The organism is Actinoplanes sp. NPDC020271, assembly GCF_044388125.1.
Taxonomy (GTDB): domain Bacteria; phylum Actinomycetota; class Actinomycetes; order Mycobacteriales; family Micromonosporaceae; genus Actinoplanes.
In genome coordinates, this window is sequence record NZ_JBIRWQ010000023.1 from 48792 (window position 1) to 72568 (window position 23777).

Annotated in this window: 24 protein-coding genes; 11 read left to right on the top strand and 13 right to left on the bottom strand. The window is 72.6% G+C overall.

Translation table 11 applies throughout. From position 1 onward, the window contains the following. Positions 1–44: 44 nt before the first annotated feature. Positions 45–887 (top strand): ATP-grasp domain-containing protein, encoded by an 843-nt coding sequence (locus ACH442_RS36130; RefSeq protein ID WP_396342578.1) that lies wholly within the window; start codon positions 45–47, stop codon positions 885–887. A gap of 15 nt (positions 888–902) precedes the next feature. Here the strand turns inward: ACH442_RS36130 and ACH442_RS36135 are convergent, their stop codons facing one another. After that, complete coding sequence (locus tag ACH442_RS36135) at positions 903–1787, bottom strand: LysR family transcriptional regulator (protein WP_396342579.1); 885 nt, start codon at positions 1785–1787, stop codon at positions 903–905. 76 nt (positions 1788–1863) lie between these two features. Here ACH442_RS36135 and ACH442_RS36140 point away from each other — a divergent pair, with 76 nt between their 5' ends. Both ACH442_RS36140 and ACH442_RS36145 read left to right on the top strand, forming a co-directional pair. Continuing rightward, entirely contained in the window at positions 1864–2046 is a 183-nt protein-coding gene (locus tag ACH442_RS36140; RefSeq protein WP_396342580.1) for a hypothetical protein, read from the top strand. Then, the gene (locus ACH442_RS36145; RefSeq protein ID WP_396342581.1) at positions 2043–3425 is read left to right on the top strand and encodes an NAD-dependent succinate-semialdehyde dehydrogenase; all 1383 of its coding nucleotides are present in this window, start codon (positions 2043–2045) and stop codon (positions 3423–3425) included. Before ACH442_RS36140 ends, ACH442_RS36145 begins: the two co-directional genes overlap by 4 nt. A gap of 166 nt (positions 3426–3591) precedes the next feature. On the opposite strand, the gene ACH442_RS36150 is transcribed toward ACH442_RS36145, so the two are convergent. Together ACH442_RS36150 and ACH442_RS36155 are read right to left on the bottom strand one after the other, a co-directional pair. Next, complete coding sequence (locus ACH442_RS36150; protein WP_396342582.1) at positions 3592–3990, bottom strand: hypothetical protein; 399 nt, start codon at positions 3988–3990, stop codon at positions 3592–3594. After that, a complete protein-coding gene (locus ACH442_RS36155) occupies positions 3987–4163 on the bottom strand; it encodes a hypothetical protein (protein ID WP_396342583.1) in 177 nt (58 codons plus the stop codon). The genes ACH442_RS36150 and ACH442_RS36155 overlap by 4 nt, the downstream gene beginning before the upstream one ends. Before the next feature lie 389 nt (positions 4164–4552). Between ACH442_RS36155 and ACH442_RS36160 the strand changes: the two genes are divergently transcribed. Both ACH442_RS36160 and uppS read left to right on the top strand, forming a co-directional pair. Next, complete coding sequence (locus ACH442_RS36160; RefSeq protein WP_396342584.1) at positions 4553–5170, top strand: GNAT family N-acetyltransferase; 618 nt, start codon at positions 4553–4555, stop codon at positions 5168–5170. 142 nt (positions 5171–5312) lie between these two features. After that, on the top strand, positions 5313–6092 hold the full coding sequence (uppS, locus tag ACH442_RS36165) for a polyprenyl diphosphate synthase (RefSeq protein ID WP_396342682.1): 780 nt from the start codon (positions 5313–5315) through the stop codon (positions 6090–6092). Positions 6093–6100: 8 nt separating this feature from the next. Here uppS and ACH442_RS36170 read toward each other — a convergent pair whose 3' ends face one another. The 3 genes from ACH442_RS36170 to ACH442_RS36180 all read right to left on the bottom strand — a co-directional run bounded on the left by ACH442_RS36170 (position 6101) and on the right by ACH442_RS36180 (position 9013). Then, positions 6101–7252 carry a PrsW family intramembrane metalloprotease gene (locus tag ACH442_RS36170; RefSeq protein ID WP_396342585.1) on the bottom strand — a complete coding sequence of 384 codons (1152 nt, stop codon included), beginning with the start codon at positions 7250–7252 and terminating at the stop codon, positions 6101–6103. Continuing rightward, positions 7249–7896, bottom strand: a complete 648-nt coding sequence (locus ACH442_RS36175; RefSeq protein WP_396342586.1) for a hypothetical protein — start codon at positions 7894–7896, stop codon at positions 7249–7251. The genes ACH442_RS36170 and ACH442_RS36175 overlap by 4 nt, the downstream gene beginning before the upstream one ends. Positions 7897–7981: 85 nt before the next feature. Then, positions 7982–9013 (bottom strand): FAD-dependent monooxygenase, encoded by a 1032-nt coding sequence (locus ACH442_RS36180; RefSeq protein ID WP_396342587.1) that lies wholly within the window; start codon positions 9011–9013, stop codon positions 7982–7984. Between the two features lie 98 nt (positions 9014–9111). On the opposite strand from ACH442_RS36180, the gene ACH442_RS36185 reads away from it, so the two are divergent. Genes ACH442_RS36185 through ACH442_RS36200 form a run of 4 tightly spaced genes read left to right on the top strand, consistent with a single transcriptional unit; the run spans position 9112 to position 11802 of the window. Further along, positions 9112–9627 (top strand): TetR/AcrR family transcriptional regulator, encoded by a 516-nt coding sequence (locus ACH442_RS36185; protein WP_396342588.1) that lies wholly within the window; start codon positions 9112–9114, stop codon positions 9625–9627. 6 nt (positions 9628–9633) lie between these two features. Then, positions 9634–10479 carry a phosphotransferase family protein gene (locus tag ACH442_RS36190; RefSeq protein ID WP_396342589.1) on the top strand — a complete coding sequence of 282 codons (846 nt, stop codon included), beginning with the start codon at positions 9634–9636 and terminating at the stop codon, positions 10477–10479. Further along, positions 10466–10867, top strand: a complete 402-nt coding sequence (locus ACH442_RS36195; RefSeq protein ID WP_396342590.1) for a hypothetical protein — start codon at positions 10466–10468, stop codon at positions 10865–10867. The genes ACH442_RS36190 and ACH442_RS36195 overlap by 14 nt, the downstream gene beginning before the upstream one ends. Before the next feature lie 38 nt (positions 10868–10905). Further along, positions 10906–11802 carry a hypothetical protein gene (locus ACH442_RS36200; RefSeq protein ID WP_396342591.1) on the top strand — a complete coding sequence of 299 codons (897 nt, stop codon included), beginning with the start codon at positions 10906–10908 and terminating at the stop codon, positions 11800–11802. A gap of 253 nt (positions 11803–12055) precedes the next feature. On the opposite strand, the gene ACH442_RS36205 is transcribed toward ACH442_RS36200, so the two are convergent. Beyond that, positions 12056–14173, bottom strand: coding sequence for a hypothetical protein (locus ACH442_RS36205; RefSeq protein ID WP_396342592.1), 2118 nt, complete (start codon positions 14171–14173; stop codon positions 12056–12058). 58 nt (positions 14174–14231) lie between these two features. Beyond that, positions 14232–15284 (bottom strand): zinc-binding dehydrogenase, encoded by a 1053-nt coding sequence (locus tag ACH442_RS36210; RefSeq protein WP_396342593.1) that lies wholly within the window; start codon positions 15282–15284, stop codon positions 14232–14234. Between the two features lie 69 nt (positions 15285–15353). On the opposite strand from ACH442_RS36210, the gene ACH442_RS36215 reads away from it, so the two are divergent. Further along, positions 15354–16127 (top strand): helix-turn-helix transcriptional regulator, encoded by a 774-nt coding sequence (locus ACH442_RS36215; RefSeq protein WP_396342594.1) that lies wholly within the window; start codon positions 15354–15356, stop codon positions 16125–16127. Between the two features lie 25 nt (positions 16128–16152). Here the strand turns inward: ACH442_RS36215 and ACH442_RS36220 are convergent, their stop codons facing one another. The 5 genes from ACH442_RS36220 to ACH442_RS36240 form a co-directional block, all read right to left on the bottom strand. Next, entirely contained in the window at positions 16153–19080 is a 2928-nt protein-coding gene (locus ACH442_RS36220; RefSeq protein ID WP_396342595.1) for an AAA family ATPase, read from the bottom strand. Positions 19081–19101: 21 nt separating this feature from the next. Next, entirely contained in the window at positions 19102–20328 is a 1227-nt protein-coding gene (locus ACH442_RS36225) for a LuxR C-terminal-related transcriptional regulator (RefSeq protein WP_396342596.1), read from the bottom strand. After that, on the bottom strand, positions 20325–20573 hold the full coding sequence (locus ACH442_RS36230) for a hypothetical protein (protein WP_396342597.1): 249 nt from the start codon (positions 20571–20573) through the stop codon (positions 20325–20327). The genes ACH442_RS36225 and ACH442_RS36230 overlap by 4 nt, the downstream gene beginning before the upstream one ends. Positions 20574–20820: 247 nt before the next feature. Continuing rightward, entirely contained in the window at positions 20821–21849 is a 1029-nt protein-coding gene (locus tag ACH442_RS36235; RefSeq protein ID WP_396342598.1) for a hypothetical protein, read from the bottom strand. After that, positions 21843–22163, bottom strand: a complete 321-nt coding sequence (locus ACH442_RS36240; RefSeq protein ID WP_396342599.1) for a PadR family transcriptional regulator — start codon at positions 22161–22163, stop codon at positions 21843–21845. The genes ACH442_RS36235 and ACH442_RS36240 overlap by 7 nt, the downstream gene beginning before the upstream one ends. 437 nt (positions 22164–22600) lie before the next feature. On the opposite strand from ACH442_RS36240, the gene ACH442_RS36245 reads away from it, so the two are divergent. After that, complete coding sequence (locus tag ACH442_RS36245) at positions 22601–23470, top strand: alpha/beta fold hydrolase (RefSeq protein WP_396342600.1); 870 nt, start codon at positions 22601–22603, stop codon at positions 23468–23470. Positions 23471–23777 lie beyond the last annotated feature (307 nt).

Genomic DNA, 23777 nt, shown 5'->3' on the forward strand with positions numbered 1-23777 from the left:
CCTGGTTGCGCCGCGATCGGCCGGTGCCGCCTAGCATTCTCGGCATGTTGCTGCTGGTTCCCGGGGACGTGCTGCGGCCGCGACGGCCCGACGAGCACTTCGCCGCCGAGGCCGAGGCCGCCCGTGCGGTGGGTGCCGGCGTCGCGGTGATCGATCACGACGCGCTGACCGGCGGCGGTTCGGCGGAGGCAGCCGTCGCCCGGGTGCCGGCCGGCTCCGACGCCGTCTACCGCGGGTGGATGCTGCGCGCTTCGCAGTACGCGGCGCTGGCCGCCGCCCTCGCCGGGCGCGACGTCACGCTGCGCACCGGCGCCGGCGCCTACCGCCAGGCCCACGAGCTGCCGGGGTGGTATGCGGCCGCGGTCCCGCACACCCCACCGACGGTCTGGACCGCCGGGGACTCGGCGGCGGACTTCGCGGCGGCGTGCGCCTCGCTCGGCGACGGCCCGGCGGTGCTGCGCGACTACACGAAGTCGATGAAGCACTACTGGCACGAGGCGGCGTACATCCCCTCGGTGTCCGATCCCGACGCGGCCTGGAAGGTCGCGAGCCGCTTCCGCGAACTGCGCGACGACGAGTTCACCGGCGGGTTCGTGCTGCGCCGGTTCGAGCCGCTCACCGGCGCCGAGGCGCGCACCTGGTGGATCGGCGGCGAGTGCCGCCTGATCACCGCGCACCCCGACACGCCCGCCGACCTGCCGCCGGCCGGCCTCGACCCGGGTTTCCTGACGCCGGTGATCACGTCGCTGGGCCTGCCGTTCATCACCGCCGACCTGGCCCGGCACTCCGACGGCCGCTGGCGCCTCGTCGAGATCGGCGACGGCCAGGTCAGCGACCGCCCGTCGAGCACCCCACCGGCCGACCTGATCTCCGCGCTCGCCGGCTGAGAAGGCCGTCGTAGATCAGTCGGCCGGGGCCTGATAGCGGTCCCGGACGAAAGCACCCAACCGCTCGGCGAAGCTTTCCAGGGTCGGCGCGGCGGCGTGCCCGGAGTCCCAGACCGCCACGAGGCGGATGCTGAGCCGGCGCCCACCCACGTCGACACCCAGCGGCACCAGGCCGAACCGCGGGTCGTCGGACGCGACCGCGATCCCCCGGCCCGCGGCGGCCAGAGCCTGGGCGACCGTCCCGTTGGCCGCCTCGATCGCCGACGAGTACGTCGCCCCCGCCGCCGTCACCGCCGCCTCCAGGGACTGCCGCGCGGTGAACGCCACCGGCTGCACGATCAGAGTCTCGGTCAGGAGTTCGGCCAGCGGCACCGACCCCCGCCCGGCCCACGGGTGCTCGGCGTTCAGGTAGGCCCAGACCGGCAGCACGGCGAGGGCCTGTGACCGGAACGGATCAGGCGCCCGGACGGTTCCGATCGCCAGGTCGGCCCCGAGCCGCAACGTCTCCACCGGTGACCGCCCGTCGGCGCCGAGCACGTCGGCGGTCGGGTCCTCCGGCGCGAGAGTGGCGATGAACGGCGACACCACGTCGGTCAGCGTCACCGTCGGTGCCCCGATCGTCAGCCGCTCCAGCCGGCCGGACGCGGCCACCATCGCCGCCACCCGCAGCGCGTCGACGCGGCCGAGCACGTCCCGGGCCGATGGCAGCAGCGACCGCCCGACGGTCGAAAGTTCCAGCCGGCCGCCGGTGCGGTCGAAGAGCGCCACGCCGAGGGACCGCTCGAACTGCCGGATCTGACGGGACAGCGACGGCTGGGTCAGGTGCAGCGCGGCCGCGGCGGCGCTGACCGTGCCGGTTTCCGCGACAGCGACGAAGTACCGCAGGAGCCGCAACTCCACGTATGCCTCCCCGGCATGCCAGTTCAGCCCAACAGGAACTGGACGAGCATAGTCGCAGGTGAACACACTCCTCGGCGTGAGCCTCGAACAGAAACGCCGACTGGACACCGAGCTGCCCGATGCCCTTCGTCTCCTGCCGCCCCTGACCGTCTCCGACCTTCTGGACGACGCGGGCGACGTCCCCGCCGCCGCTTCTCCCAGCAACGCCGGCCACCGCTTCGCGCCCGCGGACACGGCTTCCACTCAGGGGATTCGATGAGCACCATCGTGGTGGTCGACCCCGCGTCGCTGACCCCGGTCGGCGAGGTGCCGGACCAGGACGTCGCCGCGGCCCGGGCCGCGGTGGACGCCGCGCACCAGGCGTTCCCGGCGTGGTCCCGCACCGTCCCGCGCCGCCGCTCGGAGATCCTGCACCGCGCGTTCGAGCTGATGCTCCGCGACCGGACGCCACTTTCCGCTCTGATCGCCCAGGAGAACGGAAAGTCCCTCGCGGACGCGGTCTCGGAGGTGACCTACGCGGCAGAGTTCTTCCGCTGGTTCGCCGAGGAAGCCGTCCGTCCCGGCGGCGAATACGGCGAGGCACCGGCCGGTGGCGCCCGCACCCTCGTCTCGCACCGCCCGGTCGGCGTGGCCGCGCTGATCACGCCGTGGAACTTCCCGGCCGCGATGATCACCCGCAAGATCGGCCCGGCCCTGGCCGCCGGCTGCACCGTCGTGGTGAAACCGGCCGCCGAGACCCCGCTGACCGCGCTGGCGATCACCCGCCTGCTCACCGAGGCCGGCCTGCCGGAGAATGTCGTCACCGTCGTCACCACGACGGACGCCTCCGCAGTCGTCGGCGCCTGGCTCGACGACCAGCGCGTACGGAAGATCTCTTTCACCGGCTCGACCGCGGTCGGCCGGGTCCTGCTGCGGCACGCCGCCGACCGGGTGGTGAACTCGTCGATGGAGCTGGGCGGCAACGCGCCGTTCATCGTCACCGACGACGCCGACCTGGACGCCGCGGTCGCCGGCGCGATGATCGCCAAGTTCCGCAACGGTGGTCAGGCCTGCACCGCGGCGAACCGGTTCTACGTCCACGCCGCGGTGACGGAGGACTTCGTCGCCCGCTTCGGCGCCGCGGTGGAGAAACTTTCCGTCGGTGCCGCCACCGACGGTGCCGACATCGGCCCGCTGATCAGCGCCCCGGCGCTGCGCCGAGTGACCCGGGCCGTCGACGAGGCGGTCGCGGCCGGCGCCCGCATCGCCCACCAGGCGCAGGCGCCGTCGCTGCCCGGCCACTTCTACCCGCCGACGGTGCTGGCCGACGTGGCCCCGGACGCCGCGATCCTGCAGGACGAGATCTTCGGCCCGGTCGCGCCGATCGTCTCCTGGACCGACGAGGACACCATGCTGGCCCAGGTCAACGCCACCGAATACGGCCTGGCCGCGTACGTCTTCTCGGGTGATCTGGCCCGTGCGATCCGCCTCGGCGAGTCGATCGAGGCCGGCATGGTCGGCGTGAACCGCGGCCTGGTCTCGGACCCGTCCGCCCCGTTCGGCGGCGTCAAACAGAGCGGGCTGGGCCGCGAGGGCGCCCGCGACGGCCTCCGCGAGTTCCAGGAAACCCACTACCTGAGCGTCGCCTGGCCGTCCTGACCCGTTCCACCCGCCGGCCCGCCTGACCCGTTCCACCCACCCGGGCCCGCCTGACCCGTCGAGTCCGCCGGGACCCAGCCGATCAGCCCGACCCGTCCGGTCCATCCACCGGACGGGTCGCCTGCGCCGGAGCCGCGCCTCGCGCGCCGCTGGGCCGAACGCCGTCCTACTCCTCGATCTGCAGGACGATGCGCCCGTCGGCCACACCCTTGTACCACCGGGCGTCGGCCGTCATCACGTCCACCCCGAGGTCCAGGGCCAGCATCGCCGCCGAGGCACAGTCCGGCCGCCCGGTCAGCGACCGCAACGCCACCAGCGCGTCCCAGTCGTCGGCGTCGTCGGTGATCAGCAACGTCGCCGGGTGCGCGATCAGCAGGTCCAGCCGCTCGCGCTCGATCATCGCGGTGTCGTGGCCGGCCTCGACCAGGCACCACAGCGGGATGATCACCGCGCCGCCCTCGTCGTTCACCTCGGCCAGGGTCTCCCCGACCGCGACCGAACCGCGCAGCCACGCGGTGATCGCCGACGTGTCGAGGACCAGCTTCGCGTCGCGCCCCTGCGTCACGCGGGTCGCGACCGCAGCCCGGCGAGGAACGCCGCGCGCCCGTCGGCGTCCCGGGCCCGCTCGGCCCGCCGCCGCCGCTGCCGGGCCCGCGCCTTGCCCTCGTCGGTGACCGCCAGCCCCATCCGCGCGTGGATGTCCTCGACGCTCAGCTTCGAACTGGTGTCCTGTTCCATGCCGACAGCCTAACCGCCCCCACCGCGCCCTCCTAGCCCCGCGCCCACCCCCTCACCCCTCCCACCCCGTCCTCATAGCGCCGCGCCCACCCCTCGCCTCATCCCACTGTGTCGTCCTCCCACCGCATCGACGCTCTCCCCGGCCCACGAGTCCCCGTCGCCCTACACCCGGCTTCCTCACCTCCAGCCGCCGCGCCCTCCTCGCGCCGCGCCCACTTCCTCACTGCTCCCGCCCGGCGCCCACGATTGCCCCGAACCCGCAAGACCTCACGGCAGCAAATGTGATCCCTCCCGGTCGGCCGTCACGGCAGCGAATGTGATCGCTCCGGTCGGCCCTCGCGGCGGCAAATGTGATCGCTCCCGGGGCGATCGTGTGTTTGGGTGACCGGATGGGTCAACCGACGTTGCGCACCGAACGCCTGCTCCTGGTCCCCCTCCAGGACCACCACTTCGACCTGGAGGTGGAGCTGGACGCCGACCCGGAGGTGCTCCGCCATCTCTGGGGCCGGGCTCGCACCCGCGACGAGGTCGTCGGCTCTCACGCCGAGCGGATGGCGCTCGGCGGCAAGGTCGACGGCCTCGGCTACTGGATGGCGTTCGGCACCGACGGCGGCCGCCGCGGGTCGTCCGCCCCGGAGACCGAGGCCGGCGCCGAGTTCGTCGGCCTGATGATGCTGCCCCCGGCGCACGGCGACGACCAGCCGGACGACCCGACCGTCGCCGAGCTCGGCTACCGCCTGGCCCGGCGTTACTGGCGGCAGGGCCTGGCCACCGAGGCATCCCGGGCGCTGTTGCGGCACGCGTTCGAGACGGTGGGGCAGAGCCGGGTGTTCGCGCAGACCATGGCGGTCAACACCGGTTCGCGCGGCGTCATGGAGAGCATCGGCATGCGTTATGTCCGGACTTTCCACCCCCTCTGGGACGACCCGCTGCCGGGCGCCGAGGCCGGCGAGGTGGAGTACGAGATGACTCGTGCCATGTGGACCGCCCGCCGGGGCACGCTCTGAGTCACCGATCTCAGCACCGGGCCCCCGCCGTCCGGGTCAGAGGACGATCAGCGGTTGCCGTGTGAATCTCCTGTGCCGCCTTCGTGGAGATTCCGTGCACCCGGGCGTCGCACCGCGTTCCCGATGATGGGATCCGGCCATGATGAGGACTGTCAGAGCCGCCGCCTACGCCCTTTATGCCCGCCGGCTCCGTACCCGGCTCGCCGGCGCGACGCTGCCACGCCACGTAGCGATGGTGATGGACGGTAATCGCCGGTGGGCGCGGCAGCGGGGTTTCGACGACCCGCGGATCGGTCACCGCTACGGCGCGGAGCACCTTGACGAGGTGCTGAGCTGGTGTCTGGAGATCGGGATCCCGCACGTGACGGTCTTCGTCGCCTCGGTCGACAACATGACCAAGCGTGACGCCGTCGAGGTCGGCAACCTGATGCGGATGATCGAGGAGGTGGTCGCCGCCCGCCTGAGCCGTCCGGACGGGCGCTGGCAGGTGCATGTCGCCGGTCGCCTCGACGTGCTCCCGGACTCGACCCGGCACGCGTTGAAGCTGGCCGAGGAGGCGACCCGCGATTCCGGCGCCGGGTTCCACGTCACGATCGCGATCGGCTACGACGGCCGTGACGAGATCGTGAACGCGGTCCGTTCGCTGCTGGAGTCCGAGACGGCGGCCGGCCACACGGTCGGCGACATCGCCCAGCGGCTGACCGCCGACCTGATCGCCGAGCACCTCTACACCCGGGGTCAGCCCGACCCCGACCTGGTCATCCGCACCAGTGGCGAGCAGCGCCTGTCCGGTTTCCTGCTGTGGCAGGCCGCCTACTCGGAGCTGCACTTCTGCGACGTCTACTGGCCCGGCTTCCGCAAGGTCGACTTCCTGCGCGCCCTCCGCTCCTACGCCGCCCGCCACCGCCGCTTCGGCGCCTGACACCCTGGTCACCCCGCGGCGAGCCGGGCGAGTTCGGCCCGGGTGAACCGCACCCGATCGGTCTCGGACCCACCGGAGGCCGCCAACTGGTCGGCCAGGTCGTGGGCCGCTTCCAGCCGATGCCGGCGCCGCCGCCGGTCGGCCCGGCCACCATCCCTGCGGTAGCGCCACCGCTGCGCCCACCCACCGGACAACGCAGCCAGCTCGCCGGGGCTGAGCACCCCGGAGTCCACCTCGGGCGACATCACCGCTCGCATTGCCGCCCGCTCGGGCCGGACCGTGATCTGGAAGACCACGACGACGATCGCGAACGCCAGCAGCGTGATCCCGGCGAGCAGCCCGAGCAGGACGGTGTCGTCGCCCCGGGAGAGGGCACTCGTCGAGTCCCACAGGAAGTGCAGCAGCATGGCCAGCAGCATCAGCAGCAGTCCACGGGCCGGGCGCCGCCGCTGCCCCGGCGTGCCGAGCAGGTAGATCAGGCCGGCCCCGAATACCGCCGAGTACAGGATGTGCGACGAAAACCCGGTGAGCAGCCGCAACAGCACCGTGCTGAGGCTGGTCCGCAGCTGGTGCGAGCCGAACTCGTCGGGCGCGGACTGCAACGCGTACAGGATGTCCTCGAGGATCTCGAAGCCGAGCCCGCAGAACGCGCCGAGGATGAACCCGTCGTAGGCGGTCCGCACGACGCGCGGCGCCAGGTAGAGCAGAAGCAGCACCCCGGCGCCCTTGCCGAACTCCTCGAAGAACGGCGCGGTCAGCCCTGCGCCCCAGTCGAGGGCGAAGTCCTGCCCGAGCAGCTTCTGGTAAAGGTTCATCAGGCTGGTGTTGCCGTTGATGGCGATCGTCCACGTCGCCCCGAACGCGCCCCAGACGAACGCGGCCACGCCGAGCCCCACCGGCTGCCGGGAGTACCGGTCGATGCGGGCGGTGAACCACCAGAAGAGCAGGCCGTAGACCGCGAAGATCACGCTTGCCGCGGCCAGCGCCGGCCCGTAGACCCGGACCTGCGAGTCGACCAGCCCGAACGCGTACCACAACCCGTAGCCGACGACGGCCACGTAGACCCAGAAGCAGGCGTTGCGTGGCTGCCAGGGATGGAACCGGTTGCCCCACCCGGTGCGTTCGATGGCGGCCTCGCGAGCGGCCAGGGGCGCCGTCATGCCGTCACCGCCCGGACCGAACGGATCATGTCGGTGACCGCGGGCGTGGTGCTCTCGTCCACACTCTCCGGCCCGATCGCGATGATCTCCACCCCGGTCTGTCCGAAGACGAACGCGGCGACCCGGCCTTTCGCCTCGGTGCCGTCGAAGTGCGCGATCACGCCGCGCTCGCCCGAGCTGGTGGTCAGCGTGACCGGGTCACCGGTCACACGGAAGCCCCCGTCGCCCCGGAGGCCCTCGTTGTTCTTCTTGATCTGGGCCAGCAGCTGGGCCGGCGTCCCGTCGTAGGTGTCCGCCACGACCCGGAAGGTGATCCCCCCGTAGGTCAGCACGACGTGATCCGGATAGCTCTCCCCCGCTCCGGCCGCGCCCCGGCGCAGGCCGTCCACCAGGTTCGCCCCGGTTGCCGGGACGAACTCGACCTCCGGCCCGACCTGGATCACGTCACCGGCACGGATCGGGTCGTCGACCGGCACCGCGTCGTCGAGGCCCGGCACGATCCACAGCGCGAGCGCCACCAGCAGCGCGACCACCCCGGCCGGCGCCAGAGTGCGCCGGTCCAGGCCGAGGAACCGGCGCTCGACCGGCACCCACCGGTCCCGCCATCGATGGTCCTCCGGACTCAGCACAACCGACTCCGCCACGTGCCCCTCCCCCGGTCGCGGATCAATCCCGGACGCTAACAGCAGCTCCGCCGCGCCTTCGACGACCTGCCTCACACCTGCTGCCTCACACCTGCTCGGTGAGTCCGCCGAAGGCGGCGACCGCCTCCCGGCCGAGCCTCTGGTTCTCCGTGACGCAGGGGCGCAGCTCCGCCTCGTACCGTTCGAAGGCCGACGTGTGATCGTCGCCGCGCCGAGCGAGGCAGCGGGCCAGCGTGGACGCGGCGATCAGGGCCTGCGAGGTGCCCATGCCGCTGGTCGGCGCCGCGCAGAACCCCGCGTCGCCGAGCAGCGCGACCCGCCCGGTGCTCCACGAGTCCAGATGCACCTGGGAGGTCCCGGCCCAGTAGAGGTCCGGCGCGGAGGCCATGTCGGCCAGCAGCCGCGGATGATCGGCGAAGACGTCCCGCGCGGTCGCCTCGTGCGCCGCTCGGTCGGGCAGCGGCGCGGCGGTCGCGAACGACAGGCTCACCGTCATCCGTGCGGGATCGCCGGCCGAGAACGCATAGATCGCCCGGCCGGCCCCGGCCTGCAGCCGCCCGCGACGGTCGAGCCCGAAGTGGTTGCCAGTGGTGAAGCCGACGCCGGACATCCCCAGGTGCTGGACCGGGTCGGCCCCGGGGAACACGAGCCGCCGCACCGCCGAGTGCACCCCGTCGGCCCCGAAGACCAGCTCGAAGTCCCGCGCCGGCGCGCGCTCGAAGCTCACCGTGACCCGGTCGTCGTGCTGCACCAGCCCGGTGACCGTGTCGCCGAACAGGTGCTCGACGTCGGCGACCCGGTGCAGGACCCGGGTCAGCGCGCCTTTCGGCACCTCGAGGTCGCCCCCGAACGCGGAGGCCGGGAGCTCGCCGATCGTCGCGCCGGACGCGTCCACCAGAGTCGTGCCGCGCATGTGCAGCTCGTGGCCGCGCAGCTCGTCGAGGATGCCGATCTCGGCCAGCACCGGGATCGCGGCGCCGCGGAAGTCCACCGCATAACCACTGTCGCGCGGGCCTGGCGCCCGCTCGACGATCGTCACTTCCCAGCCGTCCCGTCGCAGGAACCAGGCCAGGGCGGAACCGGCGACACCGGCGCCGGAGATCAGTGCGCTGTTCATGCCATCGACCCTAGCCCCGATTTATCCATCCGGTCAAACCAATTGGATAAGGCGTCCGGATGAACCACGCGGTTAAGCGATGAGGTACGATTCGCGGCGTGGGAAACCGGGAGGCCCTCATCCGGGGCGCGAAGCAGTGCCTGACCGAGCGCGGCTGGGCTCGCACGACGGTGCGCGACATCGCGACGGCCGCCGGGGTGAACCATGCCGCCATCGGCTATCACTTCGGCTCCCGCGAGTCCCTGCTCATCCATGCCCTGGTCGAGGCGGTCGAGGAGTTGTCGCAGGCGGTCAGCGAGCGCGTCCGCGACGGCACGCCGGAGCAGCGCTGGCAGGCGCTGATCGACACGTTCGGCACGCATCGCCCCCTCTGGATCGCCCAGCTGGAGGCCGCGGTGCAGGCCGAGCACTCGCCCGAGCTGCGCGAGCGGCTGGCCGAGGCACAGCGCCAGGGCCGCGAGGGGCTGGGCGGCTCGGTGCCGCTCGCCCTCCTCTCGGGCCTGATGTTCCAGTGGCTGATCGACCCCGCCGAGGCGCCCGACGGCGCACAGGTGGTCGTCGAGCTGAACGCCCAGTCCGCCGCCGATCTCCACGCCCGGTCCCGGGAGGCGTGATCCGCGATGCCCGACGTCCGCCTCGCCATGGCCACAGCCCTTCCCGGCTTCACGGTCGAGTCCGTGTCCGTGCTGGGCGAGGGGCTCGACAACGTCGCCTTCGAGATCAACAACGATTTGCTCGTACGATTCAGCCGGTCCTCTGATCGGGAGCGGACGCTCCGTGAGGTCGGCCTGCTGACCGCGCTGCGGCCGGTCTCGCCCCTGCCGATCCCCGAGCCGTTGTTCGGTCCCGACGAGGCCGGGCAGAATTGTTTCGCCTATCGCAAGCTTCCCGGCGTCCCGCTCCTGGACGCGCCCGCGTGCGGCGACCCGGAGCGGATCGTCGCGACGCTCGCCGACTTCCTGCGCACGTTGCACGCCGTGCCGGTCGATCAGGTGCGGCACCTGGTCGAGACCGACGACCAGCCGCTGCCGGAGTGGCGCGACGACGCCGCCGAGACCTACTCCCTGATCGCCGACCACGTTCCGGCCCGGTTCCGGCGACCCGTCGAGGCGTTCCTGGCCGACGCACCCCCGCCGGGCCCGGCGGGCCTGGTGTTCTCGCACAACGACCTGGGCATCGAGCACGTCCTCGTCGACCCGCGATCCTCGCAGGTCACCGGCATCATCGACTGGACCGACGCCGCGCTGACCGACCCGGCCTACGACTTCGGGCTGCTGTTCCGCGACCTCGGCCCGCTCGCGGCCCCGCCGCCCGAGTTGCACGACCGGGCCGTCTTCTACGCCCGGTGCAGCCTCCTGGAGGACTTGGCATATGGGATCGAGGCCGGCCGCCCTCGCTACGCCGAGAAGTCGCTTGCTTCGCTCGACTGGCTGTTCCCTCCACCCGGGGCCGGTGGTTCCCGGTGAAGCGCGCGGCCCTGACGCCGCGATCCCCGAGGTGATCCCGGCCGGGTGGGATCCCGGGTCCGCGGACGGCTCCGGGCGGGCCGTGGCTGCCGATCAGCAGGTCACGGCCATTCTGCGCGGCAACGACGACAAGGCCCTGGCGGTCCGCCGCGCCCTGCACGAGGCGGGTCGCGATGTCCCCGGCGACGTCAGCATCGTCCGCCGCGCCCTGCACGAGGCGGGTCGCGGCGTCCCCGGCGACGTCAGCATCGTCCGCCGCGCCCTGCACGAGGCGGGTCGCGATGTCCCCGGCGACGTCAGCATCGTCGGCCGCGGCGACGTGCCGGGCGCTGCCTACGGGAAGCGCTGTCGTTTATCCGCCACCCCGTATCAGCACGCCCGGCGATAGCCTCTTCACGCTCAGTGGGCTCGACGCGAAGGGTGACCATGGACGCTCTAGCCGGCCGTCTGGCGGCCGAAACCGACATCCGGACGCTGCAGATGGCGCAGTACTCGGGATACCTCGACGATCCGGCGGTGCCCCGGCACGGGCTGCAGCCCGACGGCCGGTTCCACCTCGGTGACGTGCTGGTCGACCTGCCCGCCGGCGAATCGGTCGGCGACGTCGGCTTCCAGAACTGCGTGCCCGCCGCGATGGCGTTGCTCGCCCAGTCCTGGTACGCCGCGGCGAAGGAAACTTTCAATCCGACCCTCGAGGACACGCTCCGGATCTACGAGAAGGTGTCACCGTTCCGCCGCGACGGTGCGGCGCTCGCCCCTACGGCGCTGCCCATCTCCGGCAAACGGGAGGCGCACAACGACTTCGGCACCAGCCTGCTGCTGGCGCTGAAGGTGTGGGTCCACCAGGAGCAGCCGCTCGCCGGCCTGCTCCCGGAGGCCCGCGCGTTCCTGGAGATCGAGCCGCGCAACCTGGACCAGCTCCGCGACGCGGTCCAGCGCTTCGGCGGCGTCCTGCTCGGCCTGGCCCTCCCCCAGTCGATCAAGGACACCACCGGTGCGCTGCGCGACTCGTGGTTCGTCCCGGGGTACGGCCCGGTCTACGACGCCACCCCGGGCAGCCTCTCCAGCCACTGCGTCGCCGTCACGGGGTATTCGACGCGGGAGTTCTTCTGCCTCAGCGGTGGAAGAATCCGCCGGCTGTCGCCGGAGTTCCTGCTCACCTACGTCGAGGAGGCCTACACGGTCACGCCTCCGGCGGTCCTCGACGGCAACCCGGCCCTGCGCGACCGTATCCACGCCGACCTGGAGGACATCCGCCGCGCCGACCGCCCGGCCGGCATGCCCGCCTTCAACCACCGCTGGCGCGGCGGCAACATCATGTAGGACCGCCGGCGCCGTCGGAGCGGGGTGGCACCGGGACGCGCGGCAGCACCGTCGCGTGCAGGCACCGGCGACCCGAGCAGCCCGGTCCCTGGCCGAGCGGCCCGGCCGCCGCCACGGTCGACGCCGGTGATGGCGAGCGACGACCATGGTGCGAGCGTCACGCAGCGGCATGACGCTCGCACTATGGACCTGACGGCGAGCCCGCAATGCCGGACCGCGGGCTCGCAATGCCGGACCGCGGGCTCGCGGCGCGTCAGCGGGTGATGCGGATGTCGTCCACGTAACCCCGGTACCCACCGGTCGCCCCCGGCTGGTCGTACCCGAGGTCGAGCTGGACGATCTTCTTCCCGGCGGCGACCCCGCCGATCGGGACGCTGACGAAGTTCCAGGCGTCGAGCGTCAGCTTCCCGCACTGGTACGCCGGGTGCGCACGGTTGCCCCGCTGATCCTTGGCGCCGGAGTCACGCAGGCTGCTGCGGCCCCCGGTGGCCGGATTCACCAGGATCAGGTCGACCGCGACGCAGGAACTGTTGGTCCCGCCGGCCAGCCCCCAGCTGGTCGTCCCGCTCTGCGGGTAGATCCAGTAGGACAGCCGGCTCGTCGCCGTGGCCGTCACGTCGTCGAGGCCGAAGACCTTCGTGTACGCGAACGACGAGGTCGCGCTGGTGTCCTTGCCGGAGTACGTCAGCACTCGTCCGCCGGAGTGCGCCCCGGTCGGGCTGGTCCCGGCGAACAGTTCCGGCCCGGTCAGGGTTCCGGTGATCCCGCCGACGTTGCGCAGGCCGCCGCCGGGTGCCGTGGCGGAGACCGTGCTGGTCCAGGTGGTGCCGGCCTGGAACTCCTCGGCCCCGCCGGCGAACAGGTCGCTCGAACTCCAGCTGGCCTCGGTCTGCCCGGCCGGTTGCAGCACCAGCGCGCCGTCGTCGCCCAGCCGCAGCGCCGAGTCGCCCCGGCCCTGGCTGCCGGTGGCCCACAGCGGCCGGTCGGCGTAGTCGTAGAGGACCAGGTTGCCGTCGTGCTGGTTGGACAACCGGTACGCCTTCTGACCACCCTGCACCCACACCGCCTGCGGGGTGCCGCTGCGCAGCTCGTAGAGGACCAGGTTGCCGTCGGCCTGCATCCAGAGCGTGTACTGGCCACTGGCCGACCGCAGCGCCGCACCGCGGAACAGCGAGCGGCCCGCGGCGAGCGTGGGCAGCCAGTTGTCGCCGTCGAGCACCTCGCGCAGGTCGCTGTACATCGGCTCCTTCGGCCGGCCGGTGTTGTCGCGCAGCCCGAAGTGGCACTCCCCGTCGAGCGGGTTCGCCACGCACAGTTCGTGGCCGGCCGCGGTGTCCTGGAAGGAGTAGAGGAACAGCGGCCCGGTGTACGGCCGGGACCGCCACATCCGCACGCCTTCCTCGAGGGCGTCCCGGACCCGTTCCGCGGTCTGCGGCTGCCGCGAGCCCTGGCTCGGGAACCCGAATTCGGTGCCCCAGATCTTCTTGTCCGCGTCGCCGTTGCGCACCATCACGTCGCGCAGCGCGGCCAGACCACCGCACTGCGGGTCGTCGGGCCCGAACCCGGACCAGTAGCGGTACCAGTTGACCGTGCCGTGGCACGGGTCCTGCGCGTACGACGGAAGGTGCCCGCCGGTCCAGTCCGGGTAGGGGTGGTAGGCGACGGCGTCCATGAACTTGGCCTTGCCGCTGCGGTACCCGTAGTCGAGCCAGTCACTGGCCTCGTTGTCGTTGTAGATGACGCCGTCCTTCTCGTAGGCGTCACCGCCGCCCGAGCCGCCGGCCAGCACCACGCAGTCCGGGCAGGCGGCGTCGATCTCCGTGTAGGCCCCCTCGACCAGCTCCCAGTAGCGCTGCATCCGGGTGGTGGTGCTGTTGTCGCCGTAGCTGGCGAACCGCGCGAAGTTCGGCTCGTTCCACACCTCGTACGCCTGGACCTTCGGGCCGAAGTGCGCCACGGTCTGCCGGACGATCGTCCTCCAGGTGTCGTCCCCGACCGGCAGCCAGTTGGGCTCCTTGCCGCCGTTGGCCCAGCTCGGCGTGTAGTCGAGGATCAGCAGCACACGCACGCCGCGGGCGTGGGCGGCGTCGATGTTCTGGTCCAGTTTTTGCCAGTTCAGCGCGCCGTCCCGGGTCGGCTGGACCTGATCCCATTGCAGGTCGAGGCGGACGATCGGCTTCTTCTCGCCGAGGTAGTCGTCCATCGCGGCGATCCGCTCGGGACGGCCCTCGGTGTCGCTGCCGTCGCTGAAACCGACGTCGGCCGACGTGAAGACGTACGGGTCAGCGACCTGAGCCGACGCCGGCGCGGCGACGCCGATGACCGCGGCGGCCAGGACCGGGACGATGCTCCACGCGGAGATCCTCCTCATCTCTTCCTCCCCCGATGCCGCCCGGACCCCCGCCGGACGGCATCGAACGGTATCAAGATCAGGGCACCAGGGCGACGAAGCCGAGACCCGTCGTGTGCTCGGCCAGGTCGAGGGCGCCCGCCGGATCGTCGAGGCCGACGGTCAGCAACTCCACCGCGGACAGGTCGAGCAGCCCGGAGCGGACCAGGTTCCACACCGTCCGTACCGTCCGGTCGTCGCTCATCCAGGAGCCGCGCACGCTGAGCCTGCGGTGCATGAGATCGCCGTACGGGATCGTGAGGTCCTGGCGCACGCCGCCGACCAGCACCAGCGTGCCGCCGACCCGCAGACTGTCGTAGGCGGCCATGGTCGCGTCCGCCGTCGGCGTGGCCCCGAGGGCGTCCAGCGCCACGTCGACCGGGCCGATCCCGGCCGCGTCCGCTGCCCGGTCGCCGGTCAGCCGGTGGGTCCGCACGCGGGGGCCGAGCTGCGCCAGCCGGTGCAGGGCTCGCTCGTTGCGACCCACGGCGGTCACCGTCGCGGTGCCCTCGGCCAGGGCCACCAGCACCGCTGCCCCGCCCAGCTGGCCGGTCGCGCCGATCACCGCGACGTCCCGGCCGGCCAGTGGGCCGGCGGTGTGCAGGCCGGAGGCGGCGATGCACAGCCACGGCAGGAACGACAGGCGGGCCGGTTCCGGATGGTCCGCGGCGCCCGGCAGCGCGACCAGCGTCTCCTTCGCGCACAGGGCCTGCTCGGCGAAGACACCGTGGCGCCACACCGTGCGCATGCGGTCGGTGCGTTCGCTGCCGCGGCCGGAGCCGCCCAGCCCGACCCAGCCGATCAGGATCTCGTCGCCGTCCCCGGCGTCGAGCAGCGCCGTGTCCAGCACGATGTCGCCCGGGGTGACGTGGAAGACGTCCGGGGCGACGGCGCTGACGCGCCCGACGCAGGAGGGTCCCAGGACCAGCGGGACGTTCAGGCCGCCCCGGGTCCCGGTCACCACCGTTTTCGTGTACGCCGGCAGGTGCGCGGAGATCACCTCGACGAGCACCCCACCACCCTGCAGGGTCGGTGCGGGCACTTCGGAGAGGTGCATGCCGCCGGTCGGGGAGTCAACAGTCCAAGCTCGCATGAGGGCAAGCCTGGTCGTCTTTTACCCTGGTATCCAGAATCGCTTTGTTCTAGTACCGGGAGTTCCAGGGTGAGCACTGAGCTGGGAACGTTCCTGCGCAGCCGCCGGGAGCGGATCGCCCCGGCCGATGCCGGCCTGCCGGTGACCGGGCGCCGCCGCACGCCCGGCCTCCGCCGTGAGGAGCTGGCCCTGCTGGCCGGGATCAGCGCCACCTGGCTCACCTACCTCGAGCAGGGCCGGGACGTGCGCCCGTCCGAGCAGGTGCTGGACGCCCTGGCTCGCGCGCTGCGGCTCACCGGCGCCGAGCGGGAACACCTGCGCCGTCTCGCCGGTGACGGCGTCACCCCCGGTCAGGACGTCACCGAACAGGCCGCTCCGGAGGTCGCGGGTGTCCCCGGCCTGCTGGGCCACCATCCCGCGTACGTCACCGGCATCTGCTACGACCTGCTGGCCGTCAACGACGCCGCGACCGAGCTGTTCCGGGGTGTCGGTCCGGGCGACAACGTGGTGCGCTGGATGTTCACCGACCCGGCCGCCCGGGAGGTGCTCGTCGACTGGGAGCAGGAGGCGGGCAACATCCTGGCCCGGCTGCGCGCGGTCGCGGGGCGCCACCCCGGCCATCGGCGGGTGACGCGGCTGGTCGCCGAGCTCACCGAGGCGAGTCCCGAGGTCCGTCAGTGGTGGCCGCGGTACGACATCCAGTTCAGTCACGCGGGCCGCAAACGGTTCCGGCATCCCCGGCTGGGGGTGATCACCGCGTCGCATGCGGCGTTCCACGTCGCGGAGCGGCCGGAGCAGACCCTGGTCGTCTACCACCTGCCGGACAGCGCGTCATCGGCCTGAGCGCCGCGAGCCGCAGGCCCCCCGGTCAGGAGGACTCGCCCCGGCGCAGGAGCCCGGCCTCCCAGCGGTTCGCGGCACCGAGCTTGGCCAGCACGTTGGACACGTGCACGCTGACCGTCTTCTCGGAGATGTCGAGGCTGCGGGCGATCCGCCCGTTGGTGTACCCGAGCGCCACCAGGTCCAGCACCTGCGCCTCCCGCCGGGTCAGCCCCCACCCGGGCCCGGCCGCCGCCTCGGGGGCCGGCGCGGGTTCCTGGCCGAGCACCACCCCGGCGAGCCCGGCCAATCGGCTCAGCTCCCCGGTCAGCCGCCCTGCCCGCAGCCCGGCCGCCAGCCGCGCCGCCACCGTGATCTCCCGGTGCACCGCCGACGTGGCCCCGCGGCGCAGCAGGCACTCCGCGAGCCGCAGCCGGGCCTGCGCCTCCGGGTACGGATGCCCGAGCGACGCCCACGTGCCGGCCACCTCAGCCCACGCCGCTTCCTGCGGTTCGCCTCGGACCCGCAGCAGTTCGGCGGCGGCCACCTGACCCAGCGCCTCGGCGACCGGCAACGCCTGCCCGCCCCCGGCCCGTCGCAGTTCGGTCATCGCCGACGCGACCCGCGCGGACAGCGTCTGCGCCCAGTCCCGCCACGTCTCCGGTGCCGCGTGCCGGGCGTACGCCTCCCCGGCCGCCTGCAACCCGCACACCGCCAGCCGCAGCGCCGGGAACGCGCCTTCGCCGTCCCCGAGCTTCGCCAGACCTTCGTCCACGGCTCGCCGGGCGGCCGGCCAGTTCCCGTCGGCGATCTCCAGTGCGGCCAGTGCCGAGTAGGCGTGCCCGACGAAATCCTGATCGGTCTTGCCCGCCGACCGGCTCATCACCAGGTCCAGGATGTCCCGGGCCGCGCCGCGTTCGTCGCGCGCGACGCGCACCTCCGCCCGTACGTACTGCAGGTAGAGCGGAAGATCGTCGGCCGCCTCGTCGGGCAGCACCTCGTCGATGAGCTGCTCGATCTCGTCCCATCGGCCCAGGTCGAGCAGGATGTCGGCGGCGTTGCCGACGAGCACCATCCCGGTCGTCATCCGCAGCCCGAATCCGGCCGCGAGGTCACAGCCGCGGCGGGCGAGGTCGAGCCCTTCCTCGAGTTGGTTGAGCATCTGCAGGCAGTAGGTCAGATTGGTGTACGCCCGCAGGATGTTCTCCTTGCTGTCCGTGCTCTCGGCCAGCGCCAGCCCGTCCCGCAACTGGGCCACCCCGGCGTCCCGTTCCCCGCGGATGAACCGCAGCGTCCCGAGCGTGACCAGCAGATATCCACGCTCGACGGGTGACTCGGCGACGTCGAGAGCGGCTTGGGCCTCGCGCAGCGCCTGCCGGTAGTGCCCGCTGAGCATCAGCACCCGCGCGTACACCTCGCCGGCCCGCGCCCGCAGAGCCGGGTCGGACCGCCCGTCGAGCAGCGCCATGGCCTGCCGCGCCGCCGCCAGCGCCCCGGGGGTGTCACTGGCCCGCCACCGTAGCCGGGCGAGGTGCTCGTGGAGTGCGGCCAGAGCTTTCGGGTCCCCGTCGTCGCCGACGACTCCGATCGCCTCGGCGGTGAGTTCCACCGCCCGCCGCGGGTCGCCGCCGTAGTCGAGCACCTCCGCCGCCTCGTCGAGCAGCCGCGGGTACGTCGTCTCGCAGATCTCCGCGGCGGCCGGCACCCGGCGCCACAGGTCCAGCACCCGCCCGTACTGCCGGCGCGCCTCCGCGTACGCGTGCACGATCGCCGCCGACCGGGCCGCGCGCAGCGTCCAGAACAGCGCGTCGTCGTCCTTGCGTCCGTGGAACCAGTGGTGGGCCAGCTCGGCCTGGACGATCGGCGACGCGTCGGGGCCGGCTGACGCGGTGAGGGCGGTGGCGACCGCCCGGTGCAGCCCGGCCCGTTCGCCCGGCAGCAGGTCCTGGTAGAACGTCTCCGCGGTGAGCGAGTGCCGCAGTTGGTAGCTTTCCTCCGTCGTCCGGACCAGGACCTGCCGGGTCACCGCGTCGCGCAACCCGAGCCGCAGGGCCGGGCCGGCCAGGCCGCTCGCCGCCTCCAGCAGCGCCCCGGAGACCGGCCGGCCCGCGGCGGCGACCACCCCGACGACCTGCTGCCCCTCCTCGGAGAGCCCGTCGACGCGCATCATCAGCAGGTCACGCAGGTGATCAGGCACCGGGCCACCGGGGTTGCGCTGCTCGGCGGCGAAGATCTCCTGCGCCAGGAACGCGTTGCCGCCGGACCGCTCGTGGACCTTGGCGATGACGTCCGTGGCGAGCCCGCCACCGAGCATCGCGCCGAGGTCCTCGCGCCCGAAGCGCGACAGCTCCAGGTAGGTGGCGGACCGCCCGCGGATCAGTTCGCCGAAGACCACCCGGTGCCGCGAGTCCTCGTTGAGCTCGTCGGTGCGCAGGGTCCCGGCGAGCAGCACCGGCGCCCGCCGCAGGTTACGGCTCAGGAACAGCAGCAGGTCCAGCGACGACGCGTCCGCCCAGTGCAGGTCCTCGAGGAGCAGCACCAGGGGCCGTTTCGCCGCGAGTCGCCCGAGCAGTTCCAGGAAGAGCGAGAACAGGTGCGCCCGGGCCAGCTGACCGCCCTCGGAGGAACGCCCGGAGTCCGACAGCGCCGGGATCAGGGCCGACAGCGCCGCCTGCTCACCCCGGGCGCCCTCGACCAGTGCCTCCGCGCCGACGGACATCTCCACCGCGTGCATCGCGGCCAGCCACGGGCTGTACGGCAGTTCGCCGGCGCCGACCGATACGCACGCCCCGCGCGCCAGCAGCAGGTCATGCCCGTCGCAGCGCTCCTCGAACTCCTCCAGCAGACGCGTCTTGCCGACACCGGCCTCGCCGGCGATCAGGACGGTTCGGGGGTCGCCGCGGGTCGCGTCGTCGAGCGCCGCGGCCAGGGCCGCCAGTTCGGCCGCACGGCCCACGAAGCCCTTCGACGCTGACATGCGTCATTTCTATCGAAGTTTCTAGGCGTCGGATAGGACCGGGAAGACGTGTGCGAGCTGCGCCCGGCTGGTCACGCCGAGCTTGCGGAAGACCTTCGACAGGTGGAACTCGACGGTCTTGGGGCTGAGGAACAGCTGCGCGGCGGCCTCGCGGGTGGACACTCCGGTCGCGACGACGCGCGCCACCGCGAGCTCCGCCGGGGTCAGTCCCGACCGGTGGAAAGTTTCCGCCGTGCCGTCGAGCTCCCGCTCGGCGCGCAGCGCCCACGGGGTGGCGGCGAGATCATGGAACGCGTCGCGGGCGATCCGCAGCTGGTTGCGCGCCGCTCGCCGGTCACCGTCCCGGCGGAGCCTTTCGCCGTACGACAGGTGCACCCGCGCGTTGTCGAACGGCAGATCCATCCCCGCGTGCAGCTGCGTCGCCCGCTGGAAACAATCCTGCGCGCCGGTCAGCCCGAGAACCCGCCACGCGTTCGCCGCGATCGGTGCCGCCGCCGACCGGGTCATCCCGTGCAGCGTGTTCAGATCCTTCGGGGCGAGTGCCCGGTTCCGGATCAGCCGGCACTCCAGCAGGTCGGGCAGGAACTCCGCGGCCGGCGGGGCGGCCGGCGGCACCCCTTGGAGATCATCGGGCCGCTGGTGGGCCAGGCCGGCGAGAAGCGCCAGACCGATCCCCACCGGGTCCAACGGCGACGGTACGTCGTCCGCCCCCGAGCCCCCGCGGAGCACGGTCAGCAACGTCCGGGTGTGCCGGGCCCGGGCGACGGCCTGATCGTCCCCGGTCAGCGGGGCGAGGGCAAGCGCCTGCCCGGCGTCCGCGGCCGCCCCGGCGAGGTCCCCGGCCCGCGCGAGCGCCCAGCTGCGCATCGACAGTATGCCGGGCAGCCGCCGGATCGCCCCGGTCTCCCACAGGCGGCGCACGATCTCGGCCAGCCCGCGCTCGGCGGCCCGGTACCGTCCGCACGCCATCTCCCGCCGCGCGTCCGCGACCGCGTCCGCCACCTGCGGCGCCCGCACCTGCTCCCCGGTCGCCGCCGCCCGGCGCAGCAGCTCGGCGGCCCGCCCGGGCTCCCCGGCCAGTTGCGCGTCGGCGGCGGCCAGGGTCAGCAAGCGGCGCCGGCCGTCCCCGGTCACCTCGGCGGCCAGTTCCAGGGCGGCCGCCGCCGCGGCGTGATCGGTGGCGCCGCGGGCGATCACCGACAGGTGCTCCAGGATCTCCACGGTCGGGCGTCCGGCGAGCGTGCTCATCGCGCCGCACCCCCGAAGACACCCGCGACGACACGACGGGCCCAGATCGTCCGGCGGACGGCATACTCGGGCACCTCGCCGTAGCGGGCCGCCACCTCGGCCGCGCACCCCCGTGATCCCCGATGTCGGCGGACCTCGGCGCGGACAGTGGCGTCGACCTCGTCCCGGCCCGGACGAGAACCCGTGGACAGCGCGCTGACGAACAGCGCGTCGGTGCGCGCCACGGCCAGCATCGTCGCGGACATCACTCGCTCCCCTCGCCGATTCTCCGGCTCCTCCAGGAGAGCGTCGGGCGCGCGACCGCCCGTACGTTAGGAAGGTTTTCCTAGGCCGCGGCGGAACACCTCCCTAGTCCGGCGCGCCCGCCTCCCTAGGGACGTCTGCGCCCAGCTCCCGGCCGGCCTCCGCGGCGGAGATCCACCTGCGGGCCACCATGCGCCGGGCCGCCTGCCGGGCATGGTCTGGACCTTCCTCACGGCAGATCCGCCTCGATCAGGCCGGCTTGCGTCTGCCCAGGATCGCGACGATGCCCAGTGCCACGACGACCACCAGGCCACCCCACCTCGGTGTGCCGCCGACGATGTAGAGCAGATGGAGGTAGAACATCTCCGGCCAGGACTGCGATCCGGGCACGAACAACAGGTCGCCGAGCAGGAGAACCAGCATGACCACCACTGTCGGCCAAGCCACCAGCCCGGCGAGTTGTCCGGCCACGGATCCCTGCTCCGCGCGCTGCCCCGCCCAGCCGGTGAGCAGCCAGCCGATCAGCGCGCCCAGCACCGCGCCGCCGCCGGCGAACCACCACAGCCAAGACGGCACTGACCGTGCCACGGTGAAGGTGTCCCCGCCGGCGTAGGTCAGCGTGATGCCGTCACGAGTCGCCCGCACCGGATCGTCTTGCGTAGGTGTCCGGCCGGGCCGGGCGTTTTCAGCTGACGTGTCGTCGAGGCGCCAACCCGCGGCCGCCAGACGGTCACGTACTCCGCTGACCAGGTCGGTGACGTTGGACGTCTCGACGACATAAGCAGCGGAGCCGGGCTCGACGTACTCGCCGTCACTGCTGAAGGTCCAGAACGGAGCGTCACCACCACCCGCGACGGGCACTGCGGGAAAGACGGTGCGCGCCACCTCCTCCGCCTGGGCGCCGCTGGGAAGCGGCTGCGCGAACTCCCAGCCGATGCGCGTAGCAGCACCCGCTCCGAAAAAGCCTCCCAGCATCGCGACCAGCACCGCCAGCACGACGATCCCCGAGGTGCCGGGGCGTCCCAGCCGCACACGTACGCCGTGCCCGGACAGCCGCACCCCGCCGGGCCGGCCACGACGCACGAGTGAGCGCAGTGCCGGCAGTGTCCACGCGGCGGCCAGCAGATACCTCCACCGGACAGCCCCGCCCTCGGAGGCCAGGTCGGCCAGGTCCGCGGACCATTCGGCGCGCTGCCGGTCACGGAAGCCGACGGGCAGCAGCCTGCCCAGCACTGCGACCGCGGCCCGTTCGAGCAGCGACACCGACCGGGTCACCACGCCAGCCGTCCGGCACCGGCGCGGGCACGGCGTCGGTTCTGCGCGGCGGCGACCGCGGCACGCGCGGCCGTCACACCGGCAGCGGTGAGCCGGTAATACCGCCGGCGAGGACGCCCTTCGCGGTGCACGTCGATGTCCTCCTCCCGGCTGGCCAACCATCCGACGGTCTCGAACGCCACGAGGATCGGGTAAACCGTTCCCGGCTCCAGCCCGGCCTCCACGGCCAGGTCCAGCCCGTACCGCTCCCGCTCCGGGTCGTCGAGCAGCACCCGCAGCGCCAGCAAGCGTGGCGTCGTCATGCGTAGCGAACTCATGGCGGACACCCTAAAGGGCTATACCTAGTTCTGCATAGGGCTCGTCCCGCGCACGCGGAAGTACCGGACGCCGTGCGTACGGTCATACGTCGTCGGCCGCCGGTCCGGATGCGACTGCGCGGCCCAGCCCCAGCCGTGATGCGGGCGAAGCGACAAAGACCCGAACTGGTCGAACGCGAAACACCGAATGGGAAATCGGGTGGTGACTTGTCGAAGTCAGGCACCGCACCGGCGGCCCAGCGTTGTCGCCCCTTCCCGCCCGCGCATCGAACTCGTCGGCAGCCGCAGTGAGTGCAGCCGCAGTGAGTAGGGCGTCCTCGCGGGCGTAGAGCGGCAGTACTCATGACGTGGGCCGTCCGATAGCATGCCGGCAGGTGAGCCGGGAAGTCTGGTCGGCGTGCAGGGTTTGCTGCTTCGCCACCGCCTGGAGGCCACCGATGCCCGAACTCGTCCGACCTACGACGATTGCTGATCTACCGTGCGGTCAGCTCGAATACCGCCTGGAACGACGCGAGAAGGCAGTCGTGGTCCTCTTTCACGGTGGACACATGCGGGCCGGGCTGGCGTTGGGCGAGGACGTCTTCGCCGCCGCCGGTCACACGACCCTGGTGCCCTCTCGTCCCGGCTACGGCCGCACTCCCCTGTCGACCGGTCCGTCCATGCAGCAGTACACGAACGTCATCCGGCGGTTGTGCGCTGACCTGGGTATCACCCGGATCGCCGCCGTGGTCGGGATCTCCGGTGGCGGGCCCACCGCCGCCACGATGGCCGCGCACCATCCGGACCTGGTCGAACGGCTGATTCTTGTCAGCGCTGTGGGATGGCTGCCGTATCCGGACCGTTGGACTCGCGTCGGCGCACACCTCGGGTTCGCGCCCATGACCGAACGGATCAGCTGGGCCGGGGTCCGGGCCCTCGCGCGTCTGGCTCCCGACCGCTGCCTGCGGCTCATGCTCAGGAGTTCGACCACGGGATCAGTCGATGAGGTAATGGCCGGTATCGGTGCTGAGGACCGTGCGATGCTGCTGTCCTTGTTCGCGCAGATGCGCTCCGGTCGCGGGTTCCTCAACGACCTTCAGCCGACGCCCGACGTCACCGCCCTGATCGGTCAGCCTACCCTGGTGATCGCCACGGCCGCTGACGGCGGCGTCCCGTTCGTTCACGCTCAATCGCTGACCGGTGCCATTCGGAACGCCCACCTCGTCGTGAGCCGCGCCCCTGGCCACTTCGTCTGGCTCGGTGCGGACTGGCCGGCGATCGCCGACCGGATTCAGGCATTCCTGGGTGCCGACCCGTGTCCTCGCTGATGCCGCTGCGGGTCGGTAGGTGACAAACCTGCATCCCTGCTTCCGGAGTACCGTCGGCTACTCCGGCGCGGCTGCCCTGGCCGGAATCGTTCCGCCTGGAGCCTCCGGATGATCGGGGCGATTCCACGCCGTCCCTGTTGAACGGCCCGGACCAGGCAACGGTCTTCCCGCAGGACACGGGACGCGCCTGGCCGGTCCGGATGCCGTGGTGGGGGGGGGGGGGGGGGGGGCGCGCCCCGCGCCGGGGGGGGGGGGGGGGGGGGCGCGCCCCGGGGGGGGGGGGGGGGGGGGGCCGCCCCGGGGGGCG

What these genes read in the sequence shown, in the direction of transcription:
- ACH442_RS36190 (WP_396342589.1), top strand. Translation starts at nt 9,634, where the DNA reads ATGCCCGACGTCCGCCTCGCCATGGCCACAGCCCTTCCCGGCTTCACG.
- ACH442_RS36145 (WP_396342581.1), top strand. Translation starts at nt 2,043, where the DNA reads ATGAGCACCATCGTGGTGGTCGACCCCGCGTCGCTGACCCCGGTCGGC.
- ACH442_RS36210 (WP_396342593.1), bottom strand. Translation starts at nt 15,284, where the DNA reads ATGCGAGCTTGGACTGTTGACTCCCCGACCGGCGGCATGCACCTCTCC.
- ACH442_RS36200 (WP_396342591.1), top strand. Translation starts at nt 10,906, where the DNA reads ATGGACGCTCTAGCCGGCCGTCTGGCGGCCGAAACCGACATCCGGACG.
- uppS (WP_396342682.1), top strand. Translation starts at nt 5,313, where the DNA reads ATGAGGACTGTCAGAGCCGCCGCCTACGCCCTTTATGCCCGCCGGCTC.
- ACH442_RS36160 (WP_396342584.1), top strand. Translation starts at nt 4,553, where the DNA reads ATGGGTCAACCGACGTTGCGCACCGAACGCCTGCTCCTGGTCCCCCTC.
- ACH442_RS36240 (WP_396342599.1), bottom strand. Translation starts at nt 22,163, where the DNA reads ATGAGTTCGCTACGCATGACGACGCCACGCTTGCTGGCGCTGCGGGTG.
- ACH442_RS36130 (WP_396342578.1), top strand. Translation starts at nt 45, where the DNA reads ATGTTGCTGCTGGTTCCCGGGGACGTGCTGCGGCCGCGACGGCCCGAC.
- ACH442_RS36220 (WP_396342595.1), bottom strand. Translation starts at nt 19,080, where the DNA reads ATGTCAGCGTCGAAGGGCTTCGTGGGCCGTGCGGCCGAACTGGCGGCC.
- ACH442_RS36180 (WP_396342587.1), bottom strand. Translation starts at nt 9,013, where the DNA reads ATGAACAGCGCACTGATCTCCGGCGCCGGTGTCGCCGGTTCCGCCCTG.
- ACH442_RS36245 (WP_396342600.1), top strand. Translation starts at nt 22,601, where the DNA reads ATGCCCGAACTCGTCCGACCTACGACGATTGCTGATCTACCGTGCGGT.
- ACH442_RS36225 (WP_396342596.1), bottom strand. Translation starts at nt 20,328, where the DNA reads ATGAGCACGCTCGCCGGACGCCCGACCGTGGAGATCCTGGAGCACCTG.
- ACH442_RS36230 (WP_396342597.1), bottom strand. Translation starts at nt 20,573, where the DNA reads ATGTCCGCGACGATGCTGGCCGTGGCGCGCACCGACGCGCTGTTCGTC.
- ACH442_RS36155 (WP_396342583.1), bottom strand. Translation starts at nt 4,163, where the DNA reads ATGGAACAGGACACCAGTTCGAAGCTGAGCGTCGAGGACATCCACGCG.
- ACH442_RS36205 (WP_396342592.1), bottom strand. Translation starts at nt 14,173, where the DNA reads ATGAGGAGGATCTCCGCGTGGAGCATCGTCCCGGTCCTGGCCGCCGCG.
- ACH442_RS36170 (WP_396342585.1), bottom strand. Translation starts at nt 7,252, where the DNA reads ATGACGGCGCCCCTGGCCGCTCGCGAGGCCGCCATCGAACGCACCGGG.